Consider the following 20436-nt stretch of genomic DNA (forward strand, 5'->3'; position numbering starts at 1 on the left):
TTTTATGTTTTATAATCCATAAACACTCCAACCTACGGTAATATATTTTGGATTATACCCTACTTCATCCGTTATGCTAATTCTTAATGTGCGACTTGTAGTATTCCAACCTACAGAGATAGAGAAAGAAAATTTGGCACCAGAACCTCCCCAAAGTCCCTCGGAGCTAATCCAGCTTGATGGAAAAGTATTGGTTCTTGAATCAAATTTTAGAGAAGCTCCCGCTTTAAAACTTCCAGAATCATAACTATTTGAATTTCTATAAGATGTTTCAAGATTCACTGTGACAATCTTAGGAACGAAATCTAAAATAGTGCTAATAACTTCCTTACCGCTGTATCCTTGTTCATTATTAACAGCTATACCTGTGTTACCACTTATATTTTTAAAATCACTTGAAATCTGAGATATTTTTGTAGTCAAACTATCGAATGTATCGCTGCCTGATGCTGCTACTCCCTTGCCAGTAATGGCGGCAGCAATACTTGCTTTCCCGTTACTGACAGATTGAAAAAGGTCTTGGGTCCAAGCTGTCCAAGTTCCATTACTTTTAATTCGCATTCTGAATGATCCTGAACTAAATAAATCATATGCTTTCTGAATAACCCAACTATCAGAAGCCATTGCCTGTACTTCGATGTACCACCATGCACCACTCGCGGTTGTTGGTGCATTTGCGATATTCTCACCAACATAGAACCCTGCAGCGGCTAAATTATTGGCGTTCCCATTACTGACATTGATCGAAAGACCATTGTCTTCAGTCAACTTCCGCTTTTGCCACGGTACAGCTTGATCAATAATCTGTATCCACGGCCCCCATGTATCGTTAGCAGTCGTACCAGTACGATGGTACATTCCTCCGGTCGTTCCGCCGGATGCATATTCGTGGGTGACACCTCCGCTGTCATCATTCCAGCCCTTTAATCCATGTAATACGACAAAGAGTTCGGCGGGTAAGCCAATCGTTGAACCTGATTTAAATGAGTATGCGATGTTTTTACGATAGTCGCTCGGCTTTGTAGCAACCCCACGGGTATCTGGAATCAGTCTTGGAATGGCACCATCCACTGCTCCTTTCACCGCTTCACGAAGCGTGTTCAAATCCGCCTGCGTAGCTACACCTGCATCAATCTTCTCAAAAATCCCATTAATACTCTCCCGGGTTACGTTCTCATTTCCTAATGGAAGAGGCAATTTTAGTCGATCCGTTTCTTTTGGCATTACGCCCACACCTCCAGTTCATTCCACGTCAGGGACGCGGCGTCCAGTTCATCCCAGGTCATCTGTTTGTTGTCCAGATCGTCCCAGATCAGATAGCGATACTCATATTCCACGGCCATGTGGGCCGGTTTTAGTTCATCAATCGCCCGCTTCAAATCATCTATATTGGGCGGGATGCCCATCGTATCCACAAAGCTCACCGTAAAGCTCCACGCTTCCGGCTGAAAGGTTACATCCACTTTGCCCCCAGCGTACGCCTCAGCTACATTCGCAACCAGTCTGCCCGAAAACTTCCCTGCACCACGCAGCTTCGATTCCACCACGGCACGCCGTTGCTCCACTGGTTTGAGGCGATCCGTCTCAATACCAAGCTCCTGCTCCCAGAAATCCAAGCCCCACGTCGCCGTGCGGACAAAGAACTGATCCAATGTCTCATCAATTGCCTGATACAGCAGATCCATCTCGGTTCCTTTGGATTGCATATCGGCCTGCATAACGCGGGAAGTCTCATAATAGCTCGGCAAATACGAGAACAGCTCATTCCCCTTCGGGCTCGTGATTTTAGAATCCATAACACCGGGCACACTACTCATGTACATCCACCGTCCCCAACACCGCCACCTGACTCGCGGTCATCTCGATATTCTGGTCGCTTACACCGTTCACGGTCAGCTCCGAATAATCGATAATCGGCGGAATATCCAGCAGGATCGCGGCAATACGGGTGTAGCGCACAAGCGGATCGGCAAAAGCCAACTGCTTCAAATAAGCGGTCACCCCGCGCTCGATCAACGCACGTACATCTGCCAACGTTGCATCACTCGCAAGGGTCAGTTTCACCTGGATGGCCATCGGTACTTCCTCTGCCGGCATGACGGTTACCACCGGGCCAGCCGGGGCAACGCCTTCCCCCTGTCCATCCTGCGTTGGGTCCACGTATTTCTGCACAGACGCCACCAGATCGGTTCCCGCCGCACGTTTGTCCGTATCCAGCAAATACAATCCCACCGTGCCCGGCCCTTGCCATAACGGAATAACCCGCGTTGCACCAACACCTGGTACCTCACTGGCCCATTGCACATATTGCGATTTGTTGCCGCTTGTCCCCTGATTGCGGACTTTGGCATAAAAGCGTTCCAACAGCGCCGTATCTGCCTCGATATCCGCACCGCCTTTAATCACCTCAACGTTGGTGACAGAGGTAACGCCACTCACTGGTGTGGACAGCACGGTCACGGTGCCCGTAGGCACATTGCTTTCTTTTCCGGCAACGAGCGCCCGCACACCAACACTACCCAGACCCTCTTCTCCCAACTCCACACGACCAACGGTTTCATATTCGAGCGAAGCCTCGCCAGAGATTTCATCGGCCAAAGTAGCCACAACCGTTCCCGCAGGAATCACCTTGCCCGGCGTACCGGCAAATCTAACCGTACCTTGTGCCGCCACCGCAGCCCGCCGCGTAATGCCATGCTCTCCCACCCGCAGATCCAGCTCTTCCGAACGAAAATTCGGATCGCTGCTCGCCGCAGTACTCGCAAATCCCCGCCGAAGCAATTCCTGCGCCCACAAAGCCGCCTCAGACAGCATAAACGCGACCGGAGCCTCCGCATCCCACAGAAAAGAACCTTCCGACTTGTCCAGATCCGCGGGCAGACGATCCAGCATACGCTGCATAATCTGTTCCTCCGTCTGGTCCTCCAAATAACGCGGAATCTCAGCCATCCCGTCAGATCACCTCACTTTCCAAAATAAACATCTCTTCCTGCACACTCGCCACCCGGCACGAGAACATGCACTGCTCCCGATTCCAATCGTACGTAAATTGGTCTACCGAATCCGTGCGCGGATCAGCCAGCAGCGTCTCCGTAACCATCCGGGTAATCTCACTTTCCATCACGCCCCGGCTGTCACCCTGACCCACCAGATCCTCCAGCTCCGAACCGTAGTTCCGGGAGTAAATCACATGTCTGTACCGCGGCGTTTTCACTGCTTTGATGCACCATTGCACCCAGGCTTCATGCGCACCTGCCGCAGCGACTTTGCCACTTGGAGTCAGCACAAAATCCCCCGCATCGTAATCGAATCGCCAGCTCCGTCCAAATCGCACCTCTTCCGAGGCCGCCCCCGACAGATCTTCTTCATCTCCCCATACCAAACCCGTTTCCGGGAACAAACTAGGCATTCGCACTCACCACCTTACACAGCACCACAATGTCGTTACCGCCATTCACCCGCATCGCCAGCACACGATCTCCCGCTTTCAAGCCTTTACCAAGAGACCAGACAGCTTCTTCCACTTCCCCTTCTTGCAAAAGAAACCTTCCCGTGCCCGTCGTTCCGCCGTTTGCCACGTCAGATATACCGGAAATCGCGCCAGCAGCCTCGCGCTCCGGCAACCCAAGCGTGCCCGGCAGCTCGGCCACGAGATAGTCCTGCACTTCGTGCTTGAAATCATCCAGCTTCACGCCGGATGAAGTCATCGTACCCAGCACCGCGCCCATGCCGCTCACGGCCTGACGGGTATGCGTACTCATTGCACCCCGCATGACCTCGGCAAAATGCCCATACGGATCATCTTTATTCAAGGTAAACCCTCCTTTTCACCATCTCGACCGTGCCCAGTTCCAACGTCATTGTTCCAGGTCCAGCGGATAGATCTCGGCTAACCGACATGACGATCAGTTTCAGCCCTTTGAGCAGCACCGCGTCTCCGGCACGAATCGTATTTACATCTGGTGCAGATACGGTAAAGGTCTCCTGGATCCCCGTCAGAAGGCTTTTCGCCAGCTTCTTGGCGGCCGTCGCTGTTTTGACCTGATCGTCCTCGATCAGCTTTTGCAGCGTGCCCAGCTCGGCTACACCATCCTGCTCAATCGCGAGCACTTTGGAAGGAACCTCTTTGCCACTGCTGGACTCCGAGGCCGCCATCACTTTAACTTTGGTAACCGCGCCTTCGAGCGTACGCATTTGAGTCAGATCGATCAGCCGATCCAGCTCGTGCACCTTCGCATTACTGCCCACTTTAAAAAGCTGCAACCCGCCCGGCGTCATCCGCGGATGATACATATCCCCGCCAGACTTCACCGTTTCTTTCAGATCGGCAAACATCATCGAAAAAATCGTCTGCGACCGATACACCGCTTTGCTCAGCTTCGTTTTGGTATCCGGCAGCGCTGCGTATGGGATTTTCCATTCCTTGGCGTACGTTTTGAGACGTTGTGCGGCAGTCTGGTCTTTCGGCAGAAGGAACTCGTCCTCTGATTTTTCCAGATAAATCATCCGGTCGTAGACGGTCAGGGACAATCGCTTGGTGCCGCTGTTCGAGCTTTCCACTTCCCAGATGACCGCAGGGTGCAGCAAGTGAACCATTGATTTTTCTCCAAAAGGAATCCCGCTGATCCGCACCGCCATACCCGGTGATATCGCAGGTAGACCCGAAGACGTAGACACCGCCAGCCGGATGTTAGCTTGATACGCAATCTGGTCGAGTGAATCCTTCAGCGTAATCGTCTCCACCAACTTGGTGATGTCATATTTGTCGTCGACAATGACCTTGTAGGTCATGGCATCACCAGCTTTTGTCCTGGCTTGATCCGATTCGGATCGCTGCCGATGGTCTTCACATTGAGCTTGTAAATCTCGTTCCATTTGGAACTGCTGCCCAGCTCAAGCTTTGCTATTTTGGACAAGGAATCGCCAGATTTGACAGTGTAGGTCTTGCTGCTCGTTTTCAGATCCGTACGAGAACCCGACTTGCTCGCAGATGTTGCACCGCCAACCTTCTCCACTTTGGAATCCCGCCACGTGCGCAGCGTAATGTCAAAGTAAATATCCCCGCTCTCTCCGCCCCGAAAAGTCGTATTATGCGAGATCAGATATACCGGCACGTTCACCCCCGTGTTGGTGATGATGAAGCGCAGCGGCTTTTTCGATACCAGAAACGTATTCAGCATATTCATCGCTACACGTGGATCTGGAAAATCTTTTTCGTACATGCAATAGGACGCATCATATTCTTTTGGGAAAAAAGAAGAGAAGGTGATCTCCTTCACCTTCTCCCCCTGTGCAAAATCAAACTCGCCATGCTCGAGCATATTGATTGTCTCGTACCCTTTGGATCGAGAGATCGTTAGCTCTTCCGGTTTCACCGGAAATTGAAACTTCGTTTTCCCATCAATCAGGGTAAATTCCATTTTGATACCTTCCACGTTATCTTCAAATACAGTCATGACAGGCCTCCTTTCTGCTTAGGCCATAATGGTTTTTCGGTTTTCCATCGCACGACGGAACTCTCCGGAAATTCGCTGTCCAACTTGGAGTGAAAGTGCATCGTAGTCGATGGCATTCTCCCGGACAGTCACCTGCACAGCACCTTGTGGTACGTTGACGGAGATCTGGTTAGTCGTCTCGGTTTTAAAATCCTTGAGGTAACCGGACAGACTGCTCATCTGATCTTCTGAAATTTGTACGGTCATCGTGGACGATTTGCCCGTGGCATTCGCAGTTGTCTGCGCTCCGTTACCGAGTGCCATCGCCTGGGATTGCATCACGCTTGGCCCCATGAATGCCGCTGACGTCGACTGGCCGCCCATGCTGTTCATATAACCCATCGGACCTGTTGTAGTGAGTGCAGATGGAATATAGGCAGGTGGCGGCATCGGCGGGCCGGCGGGTACTGGAGTTGGTTCAGCAACCGTTGTTGCCTGAGCTATTGAGGCTGTGGACGGTGATGCAGCAGGAGTTTCTTCTTTGGAACCACCAAAGAAACTGGAGATACCACTGAAAAAATCTTTCGTTTTCTCCGTAATATTATTAACTCCCTTTAAAGCATAGGCAGTCATTTTCGTAACACCCTCCGCACTGCCATTAATCAATCCACCTACCTTATCGCCAACCCAGCCACCAGCTTTCTCGCCAAGCCAGCCACCTATTGCACCGCCTACCAGGGTTCCACCCACCGGAATTACACTGCCAAGGATGCTGCCAAGAGTAGTTCCTACTGCACTACCAGCAACAGAACCGACCGCACGCGCGCGTTCCTCTGGAGGGGCGCTTGCAAGATCATTAATATTGCTAAACATACGAATCGGTGCAAATAGCTTGCCTGCTCCCTTAGCTAACCCGCCACCCAGTTTACTCATTATTCCAGAGGCTCCACCACCTCCTGCTCCTCCACCACCAAACAGTCCTTTGACATCTCCCCACATTCCATCTATACCACCGATTAAATCGGAACCTGCGGTCGAGAAATCGTTCATAAAAGTAGCTCCGCGTTTCGTAACCCTAACCGCTTTCTTCCATTTATTACCCGGGGTAGATGGACTAGTTATTTCTCTCCACAGCTTTTTCCCACTACTTCTCGCGTCAAATCCCTTTTTTACTCCAGAAGAAATCGATTTGCCTCGATCAAACATGCCTTTCATCTTTTGTAAAAAGGATTTAGGCTTTTCTTCGCCTCCTGATGCCGCCCCAATATTGATGGAATCCAGCTTGTTACTCAACATAAGAATAGATTGCGTGTTTACACTCAAAGCATCAATTAATGGTTGTGAATTCACATTCAATGGCTGTGAATTCACATTAACGGACACACCTGAAATTTGGTGCTTGACTTTGAGCTGTACATTAGCTGTAGCATTCAGCATCTTAGATCGGATTTGCTTCATTTTTTTCAACAAGCCATTTAATGCTGGAGTAGCACTGTCAGTCAACCCAACCGTCGGCGTAATCCGCAGCCTGCTCAACCGAACAGCCGTACTATAGATGCTTTCCAGCCTGCGCCCGGTCGTTCTAAGCTCATTGTTTACCTTGATCAAACTCTGATAGCGAACTCTGCCCAGACGTTCGGTCGAACGCTGGATCTGATCCAGATACCGGATAGTCGTCCGCATTTCCGCATTGGATTTGGACAAACCCACAATCATTTCTGCCATTTCTTTCACCTCCTGCCCTTTCTAATTATCGATTCATTTGCGAGGTGATCGCTGCCATTTCCTCTTCCGAGAAAGCAATCAACAGCGAACGTTCCCCGCGTGGCAAAGACCAGAACTCTCCGGGCCGTAGATGATGACGCACCCACATGTGATACAGGAACGTGGTCATCCCGCCGGAGTGAATCAGTTTTTTAGGTCTTCAATCTCCACACCGAAGCCGGACAGCTCAAGCACCTTGTCGCCAACGGCATCCAGCTCACCCGCGAGCAGCATGCGACGAACTGCTTGTTCCCCACCGGACAGCTTCATGCGGCCTGTGATGCGATTGTCTCCCCAACCGGACAATTCGAGTCCGCGTACATTCATTTTTACCGTCGCTTCGGAAATCAGCAGCGCATTAAACGTTTCGGTATCCACCTTTTCCTCGCTGCGGCCTTTGACCGTTTTACGAATCGTACAGCGCTCGCGGATCTGATCCACTTTGGAGGACGTTAATCCACGCAGGGTAAGCAACAGATCCAAACGTTGAATACGTACATTCTCTTCCGGCAAACGCTCTGCTGCTTCAAACAACTGATCCAAAATTTGTTCTTCAGATAGATTGTCATTCATACTCATAGGGTGCGATCTCCTTCTCATTTCACAATTGGGTTAGTACATCTCCATATTTAGGGACAACAAAGAGACCGAGAATTTCTCGGCCTGCATATGTATCCCGCTTCTGTTAAATCTCGTTGCCCGTACGCCTGATCAGACAAGCTTCGTTACGAGTCTTTCCGAAGTCCGAAGTCATTCCATCCTTAGTTCGCAACAATAGGATTCAACAGATCAAATCCTTCAAACGTAAAACCTGTTTCCTCCGGCACTTCCTCACCCGCTGTCCAGTTGGCAAGCTGGATTTTATCCACCATGCAGCCTTTCAGCAGGACACTTTCATGTCCGTAAGACTCGGGGTCGTTCAGCTTCGAGATAATTTGAAACTTGGTGAAGCCGCGCTGAATCATATCCGAAGTGACTTTGTAACCCGTCATCGTACCTGTTCCTTTTTTCGCACCATTCTTGTGTACTTTCCAGTCGTTGCCGACCAGATTCAACTCACGCTTCTCGATTTCTACGCTGGCCTCCAGCTTATTAATATTCGTCTGCCACACACCATCAATATGCAGCTGACCATGGGTACCGAGAATTACTCTTGACGCATCCAACATGACAATTCCTCCTTGAGATTAGAAAATATCGAATATACCATCCGTTAAACGAATCGGCGTTTCTTTTAAAACACCCTATCCTTCTACACAAACCTTATTGCACGTAAAACGTTCCAAACAACTGCTCCATTACATCCGTCAGCTTCACATTCCATTGCAGGAATACCTGATCTGCCTCCGGCTTGAGAATTGGTGCAGCACCATAATACGCCGGGTCGAGAACGACATCGTATCCCTCAGCTTCAATGACATTGCTCTGTGCGAGCAGCGCCAGATAGGCCTTCATCGCACCGATCAGCGCTTGACGACCCTCTTCCGTATTGTTCACTTTGCCGATATACGTATCTTCAGCAGAGCGCTGCAAATCCGTATTAATCGCATCCATAACACGAATCGAACGGATTTTTTTCCAGGCATTATTCTGTCCTGCAGCAGGGGTTACAAGTGTATTCACTCCGCGAAGTGCCTTCACCTGACGTCCATCATGGAAGAAAATAAATACGCCGTTCTGTACCGCCTGCTCCTGTTCTGCACGCGTCCAGCGGCGCGTCACGTCATCGAACGGAGAAGGTGCATATGTTGTGGATTCATTCAGACGTTGTCCGGCAATCAGACCCGCGACATAAGCTGATGTTTCCGCCGAGCTATAGAACGCATCTCCCAATCGCACACCCGTACCGACATTAATTACGCCTTCGTGATTCAACGTAAGTGAACGTGCAGACGCCTTCTGTGCAGCTGTTGCGGAAGTATCATCCGCCGTGGTGCCGCCGAATACAGCCATCACTGGTTTACCCTCACTGCGCACACGTTTGACCCATGCTGCAAAGCTCGCCAGCAAAGGTGCATCCGCCGCATGATCCAGTGCCAACACGTCAAATTGCTCACCTTCCAGTGCGCCCTGCACAGCAATATATTCTGCATTCGTCAGACCATCGTTGCCACTTGCGCCACCTTTGAACGCCGCTCCTGCAACGGTTGCCACGACACCAGTACCCTCACCAATCGCCTGAGCGTTAATCCAAATGTTGCTTTCATCCGCATTGATCTCTTTCGCCAGCGACGCTGCCGAAATATCCGCAGTCAGCAGTGCATACAGCATCCGGTTGCCTTCAAACAGGCGAACCTCATGCTTCGTATTATCAATTACACCCGGCTGAATGGTGACGTAGAATCCGTTACCCCGGTCACCTGGATACTTGGCGTCCAGTTGCAGCACGGCAGCATCACTGCTGTCTTTCAGGGTTAGCGTGGCTGCTTTTGCTGTTGCTCCGGCCACGCGGTAAGCGAGCAGCTTTTTCGGCCCACCCAGCAGGGCGAGCTTCAAGGAAGTATAAGCTGTCCCGTTATCCAGGACATGTGCCGAGAAAATACGTTCAATTGCAGCTTCACTGCCGACTTCTACAAAAGTGCCCACCGGACCCCAGTTTGCCTTAATCGGCACAACAACCGTTCCGCGATTACCAGCCTGAATGGCTGAAGATGCCGCCGCCTGAAAATTCATATATAAGCCCGGAAGTACCGGACGATTCGTTTGCTCCCAAGTTCCGCCTGCCATTATCCCTTCACCTTCGCTTTCATAAATTGGTTGATACGTTCCTGTGCTTCTTCAATGGAAAACGTTTCTTGCGCTGCTTCGTACAGCGCACCGTACAGCACCTCTGCCTTAATGGCAAAGAGGGCTTCAGCATGATTCATCAGTTCCGCCCGCGAATACTGCGGTGCAGCCTGTTTGCTTTTTTTAACGGAGCTTGCCATGGCCATCTCACCTCATTGTTTGACTACTGAATTCGTGGAACCTGATCTTGCACTAACATTTTGACCTATGAATTTTTGTCCCTATGAACCTATAAATTTGAAGCTAAAGCTATGATATTAACTCTCTCATCTGGAACCCATCTATAGTTCCTCTCGACTAACGTTTACTCGATCCCCTTGCTATGGTGAATCTCGCGGATCAATGGTGCATCCGTTCCTGGACGGCGAATACGCTGCTGCAGCGTCAGACGAATCTGTCCGTTCAAGTAGGCGTCTGCCTGCAAGTCGGCAGAAACTTCATCCACCGTCACATATCGCGTATCGCCTGTATCCGTCAAAGCAATCCGGGTCTGCACAGCCAGTTGTTCAACCAGATGTGTGACCGTTTGACGGACATCTCCTACATTCGCAGCCAACACATGCCCAATCCATTGCTTCCGAATCTCCAACGCCGAAGTCCCCCCCGCTGTTGTACTGCATCCCGTCAATCGCCACAGTATGGACTTGGTCGCATAATCTCCAGGCCAAACATCCCCATATACGGACCATTCCTGTCCGAGCTGAGTTCGTGTCCAACCTTGAAGTGCAGCCATCCACGAATCTGTTGTTTCAGCCTGAGCGTGTTCCACCGCTTCCGGAACATACACCCCAAAGCGCAAGCTACGCGTAACCAGTCCAGAACTGGCGTCCACACGATCACAATCCGAAGAACCCAGGTAGATACAGGTAAATGCCCCGCCTTCTTCATCCTCCAGCCTGACCTGGTGCAGTCCTTCCATCAGCAATGAGGACCATGCCTCCACTTGTTCTGCGCCTCCATCTTCGGAGCGTGCATATGGAGAGATTTTGATGATCCTCCTATACCCCGCCCAAGCAGACTTCGGGACTTCTTCCGCAAAAGCAATTACGGCACACGGTCCAGTCAATACTTCTCCCGGCGCAGGTACATCCAGTACGCGGCCATTCCATGCCGGAACAAGAGCCGCAAGCTTCTGCTTCAACGTTCTCCTGATGACGTTACTCAATTGCCCTGTATTGGCTGTGTTGTTTAGCCCACTACTTATAGACACATTCATTTCGCCCCCTTCGGCTGCAAGTTTGCGTTCTGCTCCACACAGTGCAGCGACCATGTTGCAGTGATGAACTCCCCCTTAACCGATCTGTTATAGGAAAAAGGAACTCATCGCCAGTACGTCTCTGTACTTGCGGTTCTCCATCGAATTGGAAGCTGAACACCAATCACCGCATCAAAAAGACCGGCCCCTTGTGGCCGGTCTGTACATTAGCGTATGTGCTTTCGGTGTGTGTCCTTTGCTATTGATCCGATAATACAATCTTACACCCTTTCATCCCTAGCGCAGACGGTAGTTCGTACGACTTCGGTGCGATTAAGGGTGCATCTGGGGTGGAAAAAAGACGACTCAGTGCGTCTCATGCCGTCAACACCTTATTTCAGCGTAACCTTCGGATTCAACGTAATCTCAAACGCACGTCCCCAGATGAAATCGGGGTTCGCATATTCCAGCAGCGCGCTGCAATACTCCGCGTAGACTGCTTCGCCATTACAGATTTGTTTGATCGCCACATTACCTTGGGCAAAAGCAGGTTTTCCCGTCAGCGTCGCTGTATGGGTCTGCATCAGATCCCTGAGTAAATTCTGCAGATAAGCGTAATCCTCTTCAGAGTTAAACAGTGACATATTCTGATCCGCTAGGGTTGTCACATTGGTATACAGCGCATGCGCTCTGGAATACGTACGGATGTCTGCAATCGCTACAGCTTTATAGTAGTAATCTTTCAGGAAGCGTTTGAACAACAATGACCCCTGGGCATTCATGGCATCTCGCAACGTGTGGGCATGTGTTTCAGTTGTAATCAAAGCATAACGGGATTGCCCCATGCCCACAGCCATACCGATTTTGTTCCCCGGCGTATTCCATGCACTGTAACCCAGAACCCGACCCGTATACGGACTGCTCAGGAGTGCTTCGGCTACATCGACGTTGGCCGGACCTTTTCCTACAAAATCAATCAACACCGAAGGAAGGCCCTTCTCACTATTACTCGTCAATTGCGCCACAGCCGCCTGCACCTGATCCAACGCCGTAATGGCAATAATCTCAATGTCCACCGGTTTTTTACCCGGTTTACCTGGATGACGGTTCGTCATGCGATCCAGCTCAGACGCCATGTCAAACGAAGCCGCTTCATCGGCAGATGTAGCATTCGTCAATTCATTTCCATTTTCCACATCGGAAGTTGTATCCGTTGCCACATCAGGCTCTGGATAAGCGGAATCCGCTACAACCACACCACCTACAATATCCACATGGCGCACCACATTTTTGTGCAGATCCATATATTCGTAGGCATTGATAATCGTTGAACCATGAGGGCCGAAATATTTTACCGCATAACGTGTCTTCGCCCCACCGCGAAGCAATTGATTCGCCATGCGTGCCACTAGAGCGTGACCTAGACCGTCAGCATCCGGGAGAATAATCGCCCGATCCGGATTTTGTCCATCTGTCCCACCAAGCCATTCATTAATTCGTGCTTCCACATAATTGATCTCATTAATCTGAACGCCTTGTGTATTCGCATCGTCGACTCCTACGGCGAGGAAGTCAATATATCCTTTGCGAGCAAGCTGATCCAGAATGTACAGATTTGTTTTGAATTTATGTTGTCTGGTGTTGTAGTACTTTTCTTTATTAAAATATGTCGTTTCCCCATATTCCGTAGACTCTGGAGAAAGGTTATACCCGTTCACAATATCCTCGAATGCTGTAAAGGACTGCCGCGGCTGCTGCATCAGAGCACGAGATTCGTTGTATGCATCCAATGCGAGACCATCTGCAAATGAAGTGGTAGCGAGTCGCATAATGGTATCCATCACATACACCGGTTTGCGCGGGTATTTCTTTTTAATGGCTTTAATCACATCGAGCAAACGGGTTGCGTCCTGATCATAGTTCGGATATGCGCCACCCTCATCTTCACGAAGCTGACGACTGCCGATCAGACCACCATATGCTAGCATATCCGAAGAGATGATGAAGCCATCAACTTTGGCGGCATTTTTCAAAATGAAATCATGAATGTTGGACGGTTTCCCATACGTAGGCGTAGACGTTCCTAGCAATGTGGTGCCATCGACCGTTTTCTCGGAATCCAGACGATTTTGAATGTCACCCAGGTGCGGTGTAATGATATGGATACCGGCTGCTTTTCCTTGTACAACGACGTCATCCAGATTCGCTGGACGATCATCCAGTGGAACATACAATACTGTTTTCATATCCTAAAACCTCCTGTTAGATATATTCAGTCTTTCTTTAGTACCCGATCAGAGCAAGTTTGCAATCACCGCATAAAAAAACGGCCGCCCCCCAGGCCGGTCTGTACATTAGCGTATGTGCTTATCGGGATATGTCACTTGCTACTGATCCGATAGTACAATATTACATGTTTAAATCGGTCGCGCTGACGGTTATCCGTACGTATAAAGTCTGAATACCGACGCCATCATAGCGGTTAAACGTCGGTTTCTTGCAGAGACTTCTGCCGGATCATCCAACCAATCCATTCCTGGTGCTGTTTATATGATATAAAGTAGCCTTGCAAACCCTATTTACAAAAAAGGATGGATACGATCATGAAAAAAACGGATTACTTCTATCTGTGGATCGCTGTTACCAGTTATATGGCTGGCCCCGTTATGTATGCATTGACAATGTACATCTTTTATCAGGAAACCGATGTTGTAACTTCATCACTCATTGGATGGACCACTGCATCATTCTCATCCGTTGGTATCCTGTTTATCCTGGTCACAGTCATTCTGCTCCGAGTGTTCCACATCTATTATTTCTGGTTGCAAACCCTGATCCTTGAGTTGCTGTTCCTTGTGCTCGTCTATATGACCCCTGTTCTTCTAGGGGTTGGTCTCAGTACACTGCCCACACTGTCCTTTCCATTTACGCCCGAAGGCATTCCCTTGTGGATGTTCTGGGGGAGTATTGCACTGATGAGTTCCTGGGGAATATGGACAGCGCGCCAGCCTATCCGAAAATCACCATACATGCTGGTGTCCAGAGTCATGCTGATCCTGTTTATCCTTGAAATCTGGCACCGTTAAAAGATAAAACGGAGCACCGCCTTCTCAGGCAGTGCTCCTTCTCTTAAATGTATGTTTTTCTCAAGCAATAATATAGCGAAAGTTTTCCCAGCTTTCCGGAACTGAATTTCCGTTTCTGGCATGATGGTAGAAGCTGAATGGAAATTTGAACAGATGACCTCCATGCCAATCGCGGGAACGTCTGTCGGTCAGCCAATATTCCAGTTCATGTGGAAGTGCAACAGAACGTTCTGCACGAATCAATGGCAGACGATCGACTGGAGATTGCAGCGTTGGCATCTCCTGCTCAACGTCCACATCCCGGCTCAGTCGCAAAGCCTTGATCATCGTGAGGAAAGGGGGCATGCCTTTGTGAAACAAAGCAGGATAATCCAATTCATATAATATGTTAAGCGCGTGCCCATAGGTCAGCATATGGCCGATCAGATCATGATGCGCTTCCGCGTGATAGATCGTGCGGAACGCTCCAAGCTCATCCAGAATTAGACGGGACAATTGTTCAGGGCTCTCAACTTCAGGAAAACCGTCTGCCTCATCTACTTTTAAGCCGCGAATTTCTTTCACAGTCGTGTTCATCCAGGATCTGCCTGGGATGGTTCGTTCAAAAGAATCAATAAGTGCAACCAACTGATTCAAGTCGTGCTCCGAGCCCCAACCATCCAGTTCCCGAATGGCTTTCAGGCTAAGGGCACCGTAGATGGCCTGATGGCCAACCCAATGCAGCTCTCCGATCGTTCGATCCAGCGCTGCCGTAATACACGCTTCGGCCTCTTCCCTTGGCAATACATCTCCCTTCTGGGAGGTCAAACCATCGTTCAATCCATGCTGGCGAAGCATCGCTTTCGCTTCAGCCGTAACACTGCCCGCTGCAAGGGCAGTGAGACGATTTTCCCGCACCCAAAAATAGGCCGCAATAGCTCCCGCCCCATAATGGGCGTGCCACAAATCTCCTGTACGCTCCCGACTGGACACCATAATATCCAGCCCTTCCTCCAACAAACGTCGATCCAACATGCCACCACCCTTCTATCGATGCCAATTCTGAAACACAAACGACCATAGACCGTTATTTTAGCTAAACACTCCTTTTAAAGCGTTTACTTCTATAAGATGATTCAAAGGGTGCACATATGACCGTTTTACCTGCTGCTTCCCATATTAACCAATTCGAAGTTTTCCCACTTCACGAATGGACACTTCCAGCGGATATATGTTAGCTTTTTGCTCCGAAAAGAACCAAACGCGTTCCTTCTTCACCACAATAAACAGTCCGTTCACATCCCCTACAGGGGCAAAGGTATCACTAGCCTCACCCCAGAGCTTCAACCCCATCTGCTCAAGTTCATCCACCGTGGAAAGCACATCTTCCGTAACTATCCCCACCTCACACACCTGCAGCAGATCCTGCTTCGAAAAGGGATGGTCACTCTCGTTATGAACGGTATGATGAGCAATCAGCTCCAGAATGTTACCGACAGGATCTTCGAAATAGAGCGAATTCGAGTTCCAATTGGTTGAATAGGTCTCATCCTTACCTTCATACCTACTTAGACGGACACGTGCCGCAGCCCACGCTTTGGCCTCTTCAAAACGATTCTTCGGAATCATCCAGGCAACGTGATAAAAGGGTTCCTGCTCCGTGCCACTCTCCGCGAATATCATCTTCGTCAAACCGACTCGAATCGTAAAAGAATGTTCAGACTCCTCCAGCAACTCCAATCCCAGAGTATCCACATAAAATGGTTGGATGTCTTCCAGTCGTGCTGTATATAATTTGACTTCTTCAAAAATCATGCCGTGTCCTCCTTCACCCGACCGTGCATCTTCTCCCACTCACTCCAAGGCACCATGCCGAGTTCCGGCTTTGCTTCATCCGGGAGCATCGATATGAATTCCAGAGAATGACCATCCGGATCGGTAAAATACACGGACACCGCAGGCATCCACCCAAATACATATAACTCGCCAATATCATCATCCAGAAAGTTATGTGTCTTGATCCCTCTCTCCTCCAAATAAGGGACCGCTTGCTTCATGTCCTCCAACGATACCTGAAAGGCAAAATGCTGCCGCTGCACTTCAGAAGGGTCCTTTTGCCACAGTCCGAGCATCGCGTTGCCTTCACCGCCAATCCAGTAAAAGGAGTTTCCACGTTCCTTCTGCCCATAGGCATGCCGTAATCCTACAATCTGTTCATAGAAATGATGCGATCTCTCCAAATTGGTTACGTTCAGATGCGTCTCAAATATACCTTTAATCATGATGAAAACCTCTTTTCTCTCTTTATCTATGGTTAGCATCCCATTACTGTTTTCTCTCAACTCCCGGAGGATTTCCGTACTGAAGTTAACGTCTCGGCAAGGTGCAAAAATGAACCAAGCACGCGTTTGATCCGGTCTTCAATGTCCTGACTGCCTTCAAACTCTTCGTATCCGTCAAACGTTGCCTCAAACCTTCTCCGCTGCGCACCACCAATGGAAATCCACTCCTGCGCGTTAATCCCGTGCAAATTGCGAATGATCACCTGCAGCTGCAAAAGCGAACTTACCCCCACCGCGCCTCCTGCAGAGCTGATGGACAATACCGGTTTACCACTGAAATGAGCCTGGCTCAGGTGATCCAATGCATTCTTGAGCACACCGCTGATGCTGCCGTGATACTCTGGTGTAGACAGAATAATGGCATCTGCCGCGAGCATACGTGTGTTCAGGTCGGCGAGGTTCTGATCATCGTTCTGTTTTTCATCCGGTGCATAGAATGGAAGCGGTCTTTTATACAAATCAAACAGGCTGGCTTCATGTCCCTGACCCCTGATTACTTCCACGGCATATTCCCCTAAACGTGTACTGGTTGCATTTTTCCGATTACTGCCTGCCAAAATCAAGATATTCATCTATGTCACTCTCCTACGTTTTAATAGTCGTTCCTACGCTGCGTTATAAATTTCGTTACTCTCATCTTACCGTGCTTCCGTCTCCGAATCGTCAGCAGATAGACTTAACTTCCAGCACAAAAAAACTCAACCTTTGGGTTGAGTTTCTACGACTTTAGTCTGAGAATATTGGAAGATGGTCAGACAACCCAGCCATTTCTTACAGCATGAAGCGCAGCTTGGGTCCGGTCTGCCAGGCCTAATTTGTCCAAAAGATGACTGACATGGGTTTTTACCGTTTTCTCGGTAATGATCAGCTTTATGGCAATCTCTTTATTACTCAAACCTTGTGCGATCAGTCCCAAAACCTCTCGTTCCCGCCGGGTGAGCATGTCCGGTCCATGAGAAGTTTCTCTCCCAAGCCCATCCCGCTCTTGTTCTGGAGGCTGAGTGGACGTAAGGGGATTGGCACGCCCATGGGCTTCATTCATAGGAAGTTCAGACGAAGCCATCACATGCATTAATTGACCCGCTGCCGCAGGATGCAATTCTACCTGACCCGCGTGCACATTGCGGATGGCAACGGCAAGATCCTCTGGCTCAATGTCTTTGAGCAGATAGCCCTTCACTCCTGCGCGTACGGCTGGTACCACATGGTCCTGATCCGAGAAGGAGGTAAGTACGATGATACGGATTCCAGGTAAAAGCGCACGAAGTCTTCTCGCCGTCTCGATCCCGTCAAGCACTGGCATATGCAGATCCATTAATACCACATCCGGATGCAGCTGTTCTGCCTGCTCCAGTGCTTCCTGTCCGTTGGAGGCTTCTCCGACGACTTCCATATCTGGCTGTGTGGACAAAAAAACGTGCAACCCGCGTCTTACCATCGCATGATCGTCAGCGAGTAAAATCGTAATCGGCATCTCTTCATCCCCCTGATTTTATACAGATTCGGACGGGAGTGGAATGACTACCGTTACCGATGTTCCCTTACGGGATGAACTTACAAGTTCTAGTCTGCCACCCAGCGATTGCGCCCGTTCCCTCATGATGGACAGACCAAGTGAACTGGCAGGCAAGGCCTCACGCCTTTTGGCTCCACCTTTGCCCCGATCTGTAACGATGAATATCGCTTCCTGATCGCTTAGCTGGAAGGATATCTCAGCGGAAGTAACTTCCGCATGTTTACGTACATTATTGAGCGCTTCCTGTCCAATACGCCATAGTCCTTCCTCAATACTTTGAGGCAAGGACCGCATACCCGTCCGGTGTACAACGACTTGCAACCCCTGTCCTGTACCATACTCCTGCAAAGCACTGAGCAGACCAGACTCCAAACCTGCCGGGCGAAGCTGCATAATCAAGGCACGCATCTCCTTCAAGGCTTCCTGTGACAAGGTACGTATATCCTTCATTGCTTCCGCGGCTGGATGCAGCTGCAATGATCCGGATAACATGCTCTCTGCACCTTTGGCTGTCAGGGACAGGGAGAACAAAATTTGATTCACTGAATCATGCAAATCCCTTGCGAGCCGATTTCGTTCCTCCAGTCGGGTTAATTCCCGGCGTTTGTAAACCAGTCTCAGACTTTCCCACGAGGCTGTTATATGTTCAGCAAGTGCATCAAGAACCTCACGATCTGCCTGAAGGAAACCATTGGAAGAACCCAAGCCAACCACCAGTATTGCCGTTTCGCCAGGAGAACTTAAAGGGATGGGAGCAGCCAGGCCCGAGGCCAAAACGGACATAGGGAGCAGAGTATTGCAAAGTGCTGAAACTTCTTGAATCTCCATTGCCGCCAATACCGTCGCACGATGAGAATCAATCACTCGATGCATGCGACTCTCCCCCTGTGGAGAAAGTTGAGAACGTGTCAGCATCTCGAACTTGCCAAGAATATGGGCAGCTTGTACCATAAAACTTCCGTTCTTCTGCGATAACAGTGCAACAAAAGGCCAGTCATAATGCTGCCCTAGCAGCTGTACAACCTTCTTCGCCATGTCGTCTGAATTGCTGCACTCGTTCACTGCCAGGCCCAGCGATCTGCTGTACTCTCCCAGCCTGGCATACAGATCCGCTCGCCTTTGCTCCGCGCTGTATAATCGCATCCGCTCCATCGCACTGCCGATCTGATAAGCTACAGCCTGCAAAAGTGCCAGCTCACTATCACTAAAATGCTCTTTGCCCGGAGCAGCAACATTCAGCAGTCCCAGCATCTTCTCCCCTGAGCGGAGCGGGACCGTCGCATGATGGGTGATGTCATGGGTATCTCCCCATTGATGTTCAACCGCATCCTCCAGACGTTTGCAATTAATAATATTTACAGCATTATCCAATCTCCCGTCACGGAAGCGATTCACGCACCAGCAAGACCCGCAGCGCATCGGTTCCTTGTCATGATGCATCAGTGCAGGAGGAAGACGGTGATCAGCAATACAGACGTATTCTCCCTGAGTATCGATCAGGAACACCCAGCCCGCAGTCAGTCCCGTCAGTTCCAACAGTTTGCCGAGCACCGTATCCAGCATCAAATTCAGGTCGTTGGATGTGTTGAGCGTTTCTGCGATCGTCTTCAGTGTGTACATCTCCTGCATTCCGGCTTGTTCCGTCATGCGGATTCCTCTCCTTTGACTGATCCTTAGTGTTGTTTTTCAATTATTGTATACAATCAGCGAAGGATATAAAAGGATGAACTTCCGGCTTCACATCTAACCCAGCTTCTGTCGTTCTTTACGAGATGCAGATAAAGGCTCCATATTGATCAGACCGCGGTCCGACAGAGCCAGCGCCATTTTATAGAAGGCACGCGTCCGAATCTTCGTATACGTATCCTTGCTGACAGGCGGATCAAACACATGGTTGTACACTTTGTAGTCAAATACATCGTCATCCTTCAAATAACGTTCGCTGACGAGTACACGTTCCTTCTCGCTCAGTCGAGAGACTACAAAATCAATCGTATCGCAGTAAGCCTGACGTGCACGCTGCACATCCACATTATAGATTGCCGTTCTGGCTGTGGAATCCCCGGTCACATTCGTTGCACCATGGAAACGCTCAGCGTAACTCGCCGTCACCATCACCTCTCGTTCTTCAAAAGCAATCGTTTTATAAATCCGGTATTTTTCCAGCGTGGCTTCTACGGCAGTCTGTGTTTTGCGTCGGTCCAATTCGGGCAGCATCAGTTCCATATTCATTCTCCTCCTTAAACATTCGTTATAGAATGAAAGTCTAGTAGCTTCGCATGCTCCACTCCGATGACAGAAAAATCTTACGATCGCTGTTATCCCCAGATTT

The 20436-nt window shown here is 49.7% G+C and carries 22 protein-coding genes; 1 reads left to right on the plus strand and 21 read right to left on the minus strand.

What is annotated here, in order from left to right:
- Positions 1 to 9 precede the first annotated feature (9 nt).
- From P364_RS0125815 to P364_RS0125880, 14 genes are all read right to left on the minus strand, one after another.
- Entirely contained in the window at positions 10 to 1224 is a 1215-nt protein-coding gene (locus P364_RS0125815; protein ID WP_024632929.1) for a pyocin knob domain-containing protein, read from the minus strand.
- Positions 1224 to 1817: a YmfQ family protein gene (locus tag P364_RS0125820; RefSeq protein ID WP_052016780.1), complete on the minus strand. Its 594-nt coding sequence runs from the start codon at positions 1815 to 1817 to the stop codon at positions 1224 to 1226. Before P364_RS0125820 ends, P364_RS0125815 begins: the two co-directional genes overlap by 1 nt.
- On the minus strand, positions 1810 to 2949 hold the full coding sequence (locus P364_RS0125825; protein ID WP_024632931.1) for a baseplate J/gp47 family protein: 1140 nt from the start codon (positions 2947 to 2949) through the stop codon (positions 1810 to 1812). Before P364_RS0125825 ends, P364_RS0125820 begins: the two co-directional genes overlap by 8 nt.
- Positions 2950 to 2953: 4 nt before the next feature.
- The gene (locus tag P364_RS0125830) at positions 2954 to 3409 is read right to left on the minus strand and encodes a DUF2634 domain-containing protein (protein ID WP_024632932.1); all 456 of its coding nucleotides are present in this window, start codon (positions 3407 to 3409) and stop codon (positions 2954 to 2956) included.
- On the minus strand, positions 3402 to 3812 hold the full coding sequence (locus P364_RS0125835) for a hypothetical protein (RefSeq protein WP_024632933.1): 411 nt from the start codon (positions 3810 to 3812) through the stop codon (positions 3402 to 3404). Before P364_RS0125835 ends, P364_RS0125830 begins: the two co-directional genes overlap by 8 nt.
- Positions 3805 to 4791 carry an XkdQ/YqbQ family protein gene (locus P364_RS0125840; protein ID WP_024632934.1) on the minus strand — a complete coding sequence of 329 codons (987 nt, stop codon included), beginning with the start codon at positions 4789 to 4791 and terminating at the stop codon, positions 3805 to 3807. The genes P364_RS0125835 and P364_RS0125840 overlap by 8 nt, the downstream gene beginning before the upstream one ends.
- The gene (locus P364_RS0125845; protein ID WP_024632935.1) at positions 4788 to 5420 is read right to left on the minus strand and encodes a LysM peptidoglycan-binding domain-containing protein; all 633 of its coding nucleotides are present in this window, start codon (positions 5418 to 5420) and stop codon (positions 4788 to 4790) included. The genes P364_RS0125840 and P364_RS0125845 overlap by 4 nt, the downstream gene beginning before the upstream one ends.
- Positions 5421 to 5474: 54 nt before the next feature.
- A complete protein-coding gene (locus tag P364_RS0125850) occupies positions 5475 to 7160 on the minus strand; it encodes a hypothetical protein (protein WP_024632936.1) in 1686 nt (561 codons plus the stop codon).
- A gap of 183 nt (positions 7161 to 7343) precedes the next feature.
- Complete coding sequence (locus P364_RS0125855) at positions 7344 to 7778, minus strand: phage tail assembly chaperone (protein WP_024632937.1); 435 nt, start codon at positions 7776 to 7778, stop codon at positions 7344 to 7346.
- A gap of 182 nt (positions 7779 to 7960) precedes the next feature.
- Entirely contained in the window at positions 7961 to 8368 is a 408-nt protein-coding gene (locus P364_RS0125860) for a phage tail tube protein (RefSeq protein ID WP_024632938.1), read from the minus strand.
- A 94-nt stretch (positions 8369 to 8462) separates the two neighbouring features.
- Entirely contained in the window at positions 8463 to 9926 is a 1464-nt protein-coding gene (locus P364_RS0125865) for a phage tail sheath family protein (RefSeq protein WP_024632939.1), read from the minus strand.
- On the minus strand, positions 9926 to 10126 hold the full coding sequence (locus P364_RS0125870) for a hypothetical protein (protein ID WP_024632940.1): 201 nt from the start codon (positions 10124 to 10126) through the stop codon (positions 9926 to 9928). Before P364_RS0125870 ends, P364_RS0125865 begins: the two co-directional genes overlap by 1 nt.
- 164 nt (positions 10127 to 10290) lie before the next feature.
- Positions 10291 to 11256: a hypothetical protein gene (locus tag P364_RS0125875; protein WP_052016777.1), complete on the minus strand. Its 966-nt coding sequence runs from the start codon at positions 11254 to 11256 to the stop codon at positions 10291 to 10293.
- 317 nt (positions 11257 to 11573) lie between these two features.
- The gene (locus P364_RS0125880; protein WP_024632942.1) at positions 11574 to 13427 is read right to left on the minus strand and encodes a DUF4127 family protein; all 1854 of its coding nucleotides are present in this window, start codon (positions 13425 to 13427) and stop codon (positions 11574 to 11576) included.
- Between the two features lie 357 nt (positions 13428 to 13784).
- Between P364_RS0125880 and P364_RS0125885 the strand changes: the two genes are divergently transcribed.
- Positions 13785 to 14267: a hypothetical protein gene (locus tag P364_RS0125885; protein ID WP_024632943.1), complete on the plus strand. Its 483-nt coding sequence runs from the start codon at positions 13785 to 13787 to the stop codon at positions 14265 to 14267.
- A gap of 60 nt (positions 14268 to 14327) precedes the next feature.
- Here P364_RS0125885 and P364_RS0125890 read toward each other — a convergent pair whose 3' ends face one another.
- The 7 genes from P364_RS0125890 to P364_RS0125920 form a co-directional block, all read right to left on the minus strand.
- Positions 14328 to 15281: a hypothetical protein gene (locus tag P364_RS0125890; protein ID WP_024632944.1), complete on the minus strand. Its 954-nt coding sequence runs from the start codon at positions 15279 to 15281 to the stop codon at positions 14328 to 14330.
- Between the two features lie 144 nt (positions 15282 to 15425).
- Positions 15426 to 16061 carry a hypothetical protein gene (locus P364_RS0125895; RefSeq protein WP_024632945.1) on the minus strand — a complete coding sequence of 212 codons (636 nt, stop codon included), beginning with the start codon at positions 16059 to 16061 and terminating at the stop codon, positions 15426 to 15428.
- On the minus strand, positions 16058 to 16528 hold the full coding sequence (locus tag P364_RS0125900; RefSeq protein ID WP_024632946.1) for a VOC family protein: 471 nt from the start codon (positions 16526 to 16528) through the stop codon (positions 16058 to 16060). Before P364_RS0125900 ends, P364_RS0125895 begins: the two co-directional genes overlap by 4 nt.
- A gap of 56 nt (positions 16529 to 16584) precedes the next feature.
- Positions 16585 to 17160 (minus strand): NADPH-dependent FMN reductase, encoded by a 576-nt coding sequence (locus P364_RS0125905; RefSeq protein ID WP_024632947.1) that lies wholly within the window; start codon positions 17158 to 17160, stop codon positions 16585 to 16587.
- Between the two features lie 179 nt (positions 17161 to 17339).
- On the minus strand, positions 17340 to 18062 hold the full coding sequence (locus P364_RS0125910) for a response regulator (protein WP_024632948.1): 723 nt from the start codon (positions 18060 to 18062) through the stop codon (positions 17340 to 17342).
- Positions 18063 to 18080: 18 nt separating this feature from the next.
- A complete protein-coding gene (locus P364_RS0125915; RefSeq protein WP_024632949.1) occupies positions 18081 to 19751 on the minus strand; it encodes a GAF domain-containing sensor histidine kinase in 1671 nt (556 codons plus the stop codon).
- 96 nt (positions 19752 to 19847) lie between these two features.
- Complete coding sequence (locus P364_RS0125920) at positions 19848 to 20330, minus strand: ArpU family phage packaging/lysis transcriptional regulator (protein WP_024632950.1); 483 nt, start codon at positions 20328 to 20330, stop codon at positions 19848 to 19850.
- Between the last annotated feature and the right edge of the window lie 106 nt (positions 20331 to 20436).

It is taken from the genome of Paenibacillus sp. MAEPY2, assembly GCF_000499205.1.
In the GTDB taxonomy this organism is placed as follows: domain Bacteria; phylum Bacillota; class Bacilli; order Paenibacillales; family Paenibacillaceae; genus Paenibacillus; species Paenibacillus vandeheii.

What these genes read in the sequence shown, in the direction of transcription:
- P364_RS0125815 (WP_024632929.1), bottom strand. Translation starts at nt 1,224, where the DNA reads ATGCCAAAAGAAACGGATCGACTAAAATTGCCTCTTCCATTAGGAAAT.
- P364_RS0125820 (WP_052016780.1), bottom strand. Translation starts at nt 1,817, where the DNA reads ATGAGTAGTGTGCCCGGTGTTATGGATTCTAAAATCACGAGCCCGAAG.
- P364_RS0125825 (WP_024632931.1), bottom strand. Translation starts at nt 2,949, where the DNA reads ATGGCTGAGATTCCGCGTTATTTGGAGGACCAGACGGAGGAACAGATT.
- P364_RS0125830 (WP_024632932.1), bottom strand. Translation starts at nt 3,409, where the DNA reads ATGCCTAGTTTGTTCCCGGAAACGGGTTTGGTATGGGGAGATGAAGAA.
- P364_RS0125840 (WP_024632934.1), bottom strand. Translation starts at nt 4,791, where the DNA reads ATGACCTACAAGGTCATTGTCGACGACAAATATGACATCACCAAGTTG.
- P364_RS0125845 (WP_024632935.1), bottom strand. Translation starts at nt 5,420, where the DNA reads ATGGAATTTACCCTGATTGATGGGAAAACGAAGTTTCAATTTCCGGTG.
- P364_RS0125850 (WP_024632936.1), bottom strand. Translation starts at nt 7,160, where the DNA reads ATGGCAGAAATGATTGTGGGTTTGTCCAAATCCAATGCGGAAATGCGG.
- P364_RS0125855 (WP_024632937.1), bottom strand. Translation starts at nt 7,778, where the DNA reads ATGAGTATGAATGACAATCTATCTGAAGAACAAATTTTGGATCAGTTG.
- P364_RS0125860 (WP_024632938.1), bottom strand. Translation starts at nt 8,368, where the DNA reads ATGTTGGATGCGTCAAGAGTAATTCTCGGTACCCATGGTCAGCTGCAT.
- P364_RS0125865 (WP_024632939.1), bottom strand. Translation starts at nt 9,926, where the DNA reads ATGGCAGGCGGAACTTGGGAGCAAACGAATCGTCCGGTACTTCCGGGC.
- P364_RS0125870 (WP_024632940.1), bottom strand. Translation starts at nt 10,126, where the DNA reads ATGGCAAGCTCCGTTAAAAAAAGCAAACAGGCTGCACCGCAGTATTCG.
- P364_RS0125875 (WP_052016777.1), bottom strand. Translation starts at nt 11,256, where the DNA reads ATGGTCGCTGCACTGTGTGGAGCAGAACGCAAACTTGCAGCCGAAGGG.
- P364_RS0125880 (WP_024632942.1), bottom strand. Translation starts at nt 13,427, where the DNA reads ATGAAAACAGTATTGTATGTTCCACTGGATGATCGTCCAGCGAATCTG.
- P364_RS0125885 (WP_024632943.1), top strand. Translation starts at nt 13,785, where the DNA reads ATGAAAAAAACGGATTACTTCTATCTGTGGATCGCTGTTACCAGTTAT.
- P364_RS0125890 (WP_024632944.1), bottom strand. Translation starts at nt 15,281, where the DNA reads ATGTTGGATCGACGTTTGTTGGAGGAAGGGCTGGATATTATGGTGTCC.
- P364_RS0125895 (WP_024632945.1), bottom strand. Translation starts at nt 16,061, where the DNA reads ATGATTTTTGAAGAAGTCAAATTATATACAGCACGACTGGAAGACATC.
- P364_RS0125900 (WP_024632946.1), bottom strand. Translation starts at nt 16,528, where the DNA reads ATGATTAAAGGTATATTTGAGACGCATCTGAACGTAACCAATTTGGAG.
- P364_RS0125905 (WP_024632947.1), bottom strand. Translation starts at nt 17,160, where the DNA reads ATGAATATCTTGATTTTGGCAGGCAGTAATCGGAAAAATGCAACCAGT.
- P364_RS0125910 (WP_024632948.1), bottom strand. Translation starts at nt 18,062, where the DNA reads ATGCCGATTACGATTTTACTCGCTGACGATCATGCGATGGTAAGACGC.
- P364_RS0125915 (WP_024632949.1), bottom strand. Translation starts at nt 19,751, where the DNA reads ATGACGGAACAAGCCGGAATGCAGGAGATGTACACACTGAAGACGATC.
- P364_RS0125920 (WP_024632950.1), bottom strand. Translation starts at nt 20,330, where the DNA reads ATGGAACTGATGCTGCCCGAATTGGACCGACGCAAAACACAGACTGCC.